General features: G+C 75.7%; 1 protein-coding gene. It reads right to left on the bottom strand.

Going from position 1 to position 4,474, the window contains the following annotated elements; all coding sequences use genetic code 11:
- A partial coding sequence (locus tag ACFU7Z_RS36785) for an SDR family NAD(P)-dependent oxidoreductase (protein WP_380782414.1) occupies positions 1-4,474 on the bottom strand: 4,474 nt, incomplete at both ends.

Below are 4,474 nucleotides of genomic sequence, written 5' to 3'. Positions count from 1 at the left end.
GCCAGGCCGTCCAGGAAGCCGTTCGCCGACCCGTACAGGCTCTGCCCGGCGCTGCCGAACACGCCCGCGCCGGAGGAGAAGAGGACGAAGGCCGCCAGACCCAGGCCCTCGGTCGCCTCGTGCAGGTGCCAGGCCGCGTCCGCCTTCGGGGCGAACACCTCCCCCAGTTCCTCCGCCGACCGCGTCTCGAAGACGCCGTCGGCCAGCGCGCCGGCCGTGTGCACCACCGCCGTCAGCGGACGCTCCGCCGGGACCCGACGGACCAGGTCGTCGACCACCGAACGGTCCGACACATCCGCGGCCACCACCTCCACCTCGGCACCCAGCGCCTCGAGCCCGGCCACCAACTCCGCCGCACCCGGCGCCGCCACACCACGACGACTCACCAACAGCAGCCGCCGCACCCCGTGCGACTCCACCAGATGCCGGGCCACCAACCCGCCCAACGTCCCCGTACCACCCGTCACCAGCACCGTCCCCACCGGATCCAGGACCAGACCGGTACCGGTGCGCGCCTCGGCACGCGCCAGGCGCGGCACCACCGCGGTCCCGTCGCGCCAGGCGACATGGGGTTCACCGGACGCGAGCGCGTCGGCCACCAGTGAGGCGGGCACCGCCGAGCCGTCGGTGTCCACCAGGACGATCCGGCCCGGGTGTTCGAGCTGCGCGGTGCGGACCAGGCCCCGGACGGCGGCCGCCGCCGGGTCCCCGGCGCCGTTCACGGTCAGGACCGCGAGCGGGCCGGTGGAGTCACCGGCCAGGTGCTCCTGGATCCCGCCGAGCGCGGCGCCGACGAGCGCCCGGGCCGCCCGCGGCACCGACAACCCCTCGGGGACGCGGGTCAGGTCGAGCACATCGTCCCCGGACGGGCGGTCCGCCGCCCGCGGCAGGTCGGCGGGCGCCCAGTCGACGCGGTACAGGTGCTCGGCGGCGGTGTCCCGGGCGCCGGACAGCCGCTCGGGCGCCACCGGCCGCAGGACCAGCGCCCCGACGGCCCCGACGGGCCGGCCGACCGGGTCGGTCAGTGCGAAGGAGACGCTGTCCGGGCCCTCCCGGCGGGAGTGCACCCGCAGCGCGGTGGCCCCGGACGCGTACAGGGCCACGTCGTTCCAGGCGAACGGCAGCAGCACCTCCCCCGGTCCGGCCACCGGCGCCGCGCCCAGGTTGGCGGACTGCAGGGCGGCGTCCAGCAGGGCCGGGTGCAGTCCGAACCGCCCGGCGGAGTCCGTCAGTTCCTCCGGCAGCGCGACCTCGGCGAACACCTCCTCGCCCGACCGCCAGGCGGCCCGCAGGCCCCGGAACGCGTCGCCGTACTCGTAACCCGCCTCGGCCAGCCGCTCGTAGAAGCCGTCCAGGGCGACCGGCTCCGCACCGGCCGGCGGCCACGCCTCGTAGCCGAACTCCGGTGCGGTCTCGGCCGCCAGGAAGCCGGTGGCGTGCCGGGTCCACCCGCCGCCCTCCGCGTCCTCGGGCCGCGAGTGCACGTGGACGGCCCGGCGGTCGTCGTCGGCGGTGGCCGGGTCGACCGTGACACGGACCTGGAGGCCACCGCGCTCGGGCAGGATCCCGGGCGCCTCGACGACCAGTTCGTCGAGTCGGCCGAGACCGGTCCGTTCCCCCGCCCGCAGGGCGAGTTCGAGGAAGGCCGCGCCGGGCAGCAGGACCGTCCCGGAGACGGCGTGGCCGGCCAGCCACGGGTGCGATCGGATCGACAGCCGTCCGGTGAACACCTCTCCCCCGTCGGGCAGTTCGACCAGGGTGCCGAGCAGCGGGTGCTCGGCGGCGGCGACCCCGAACGCGGTCACGTCACCGGTGGCGGCCACGGGCTCCAGCCAGAAGCGCTGGTGCTGGAAGGCGTAGGTGGGCAGTTCGGAGGGACGGACGGTGCCGGCTCCGGCGTGGGCCGTGGACCAGTCCACGGACAGGCCGTGCACGTGGAGTTCGGCGGCGGCGAGCAGGACGCGGTCCCAGCCGCCGTCCTCGCGCCGCAGGGTCCCGGTGACGACGGTCGGCGCCTGGACGGCCTCCTCCAGGGCCTCGACGATGCCGTGGGCGAGCACGGGGTGCGCGCTGACCTCGACGAAGGCCCGGAAACCGTCACCGGCCAGGGTCTCGACGGCGTCGGCGAAGCGGACGGTCTGCCGCAGGTTGCGGTACCAGTACCCGGCATCCAGCTCCGGGCCCTCCAGCCAGCGGCCCTCGACGGTGGAGAGGAAGGGGATCGCGGCGGGCTGGGGCTTCACGGAGCCCAGCAGCTCGGCGAGTTCGGCCTCGATCGACTCCACGTGCGAGGTGTGCGAGGCGTAGTCGACGGCGATCCGCCGCACGCGCACGCCCTGCTCCTCGTACGAGACGACGAGCGTGTCCAGACCCGCCGGGTCACCGGCCACCACGACCGAGGAGGGGCCGTTCACGGCCGCGACCTCGACCCCGGCGGGGAGCCGGTCGGCCACCTCGGCGAGCGGCAGCCCGACCGAGACCATCCCGCCGCGTCCGGCCAGACCACGGGCAATGGCCTGCGACCGCAGCGCCACCACAGCGGCGGCGTCATCCAGGGAGAGGATCCCGGCGACGTGCGCCGCCGCGATCTCGCCCTGGGAGTGGCCGACCACCGCGTCCGGCACCACACCCAGCGACGCCCAGAGGCGCGCCAGCGCGACGTTCACCGCGAACGACACCGGCTGCACCACATCCACCCGGTCCAGCGAGGCGGCACCCGGCACCTGGTTCACCACATCCAGCAACGACCAGTCGACATAGGGCTTCAAGGCCCTGTCGACCTCACCGAGCGCCTCCGCGAAGACCACGGACTCGGCGAGCAGTCGACGGCCCATCCCAGCCCACTGGGAACCCTGACCCGGGAAGACGAACACCGACCGACCACTCACCTCCGCCCGACCGGACACCAGCCCGGCCGCGGCCTCCCCCTCGGCCAGGGCCTTCAGGGCGGCGACGAGCGCGGCCCGGTCGGCGCCGACGGCCACGGCACGCTCGGTGAACCGGGTGCGCGCGGTGACGAGTGCCCGGGCGGTGGCGGCGAGGTCCGGCGCCGGCTGCCCCTCCGCGAAGGCCGCCAGCCGCGCGGCCTGCTGACGCAGCGCCGCCTCCGACGCGGCCGAGACCACCCAGGGGACCACGTTCTCCCCGGCGTCAGCGGGCGTTGCTGCTCCGTCGATGGGCTCGGCGGCGCCGACCGGCTCCGCCTGCTCCAGGATCACGTGCGCGTTCGTCCCGCTCACACCGAACGCCGAGACGCCGGCCCGGCGCGGGCGGTCGGCCGCCGACCAGGCCCGCTGCTCGGTGAGCAGGGCGATGCCGCCCGAGGACCAGTCGATGTGCGAGGAGGGCGCGTCGATGTGGAGGGTCTGCGGCAGTACGCCGTGGCGCAGCGCCTCGACCATCTTGATCACGCCGGCCGCACCGGCGGCGGCCTGGGTGTGGCCGATGTTGGACTTCACCGACCCGAGCCAGAGCGGCTGTTCGGCCGGGCGGTCCTTGCCGTAGGTGGCGAGCAGGGCGTGTGCCTCGATCGGGTCGCCGAGCGGGGTGCCGGTGCCGTGCGCCTCGACGGCGTCGACGTCGGCGGCCGTCAGCCTGGCGTTGGCGAGGGCTGCCCGGATGACCCGCTCCTGCGAGGGACCGTTCGGGGCGGTCAGACCGTTGGACGCACCGTCCTGGTTGACGGCCGAACCCCGGACCACGGCCAGCACCTCGTGCCCCAACCGCCGGGCGTCGGAGAGCCGTTCGAGCAGCAGCAGGCCCACGCCCTCGGACATCCCGAACCCGTCGGCGGCGTCGGCGAAGGCCTTGCTCCGGCCGTCGGCGGCGAGGCCGCGCTGCCGGGAGAAGCCGACCAGGCCTTCGAGCGTGGACATCACCGAGGCGCCGCCGGCCAGGGCCAGCGTGCACTCCCCGGCGCGGAGCGCCTGGGCGGCGAGGTGCAGAGCGACCAGCGAGGAGGAGCAGGCGGTGTCGACGGTGATCGCGGGTCCCTCCAGGCCGAGGGCGTAGGAGAGGCGGCCGGAGAGCACGCTGCCCGCGTTGCCGGTGACCAGGTAGCCCTCGTCGGCGGCGCCGCCGATGCCCTGGGTGCCGTAGTCCTGGCCGTGGGTGCCGATGAAGACGCCGGTCGGGGTGGCGCGCAGGGCGGTGGGGTCGAGTCCGGCGCGCTCCAGGGTCTCCCAGGCGACTTCGAGCAGCAGGCGCTGCTGCGGGTCCATCGCCAGGGCCTCGCGCGGGTTGATGCCGAAGAAGGCGGCGTCGAAGTCGGCGATGCCGGGCAGGAATCCGCCGCCGCGCACGTAGGTGCGGCCGGGGGCGTCGGGGTCGGGGTCGTAGCTGCCGTCGAGGTCCCAGCCCCGGTCGGCGGGCAGGCCGGTGACGGCGTCGCCGCCGGCGGCGACGAAGCGCCCGGGGTCCTCGCCGGAGTCGAGGCCGGCGGGGCAGCGGCAGCCGACGGCGCCGATCGCGCTCG

Origin of the sequence: Kitasatospora sp. NPDC057518, assembly GCF_042802075.1 — a bacterium.
In the GTDB taxonomy this organism is placed as follows: domain Bacteria; phylum Actinomycetota; class Actinomycetes; order Streptomycetales; family Streptomycetaceae; genus Kitasatospora.
Note: the sequence above shows the minus strand (reverse complement) of the source record. Positions and strands in the feature narration are given on the sequence as shown.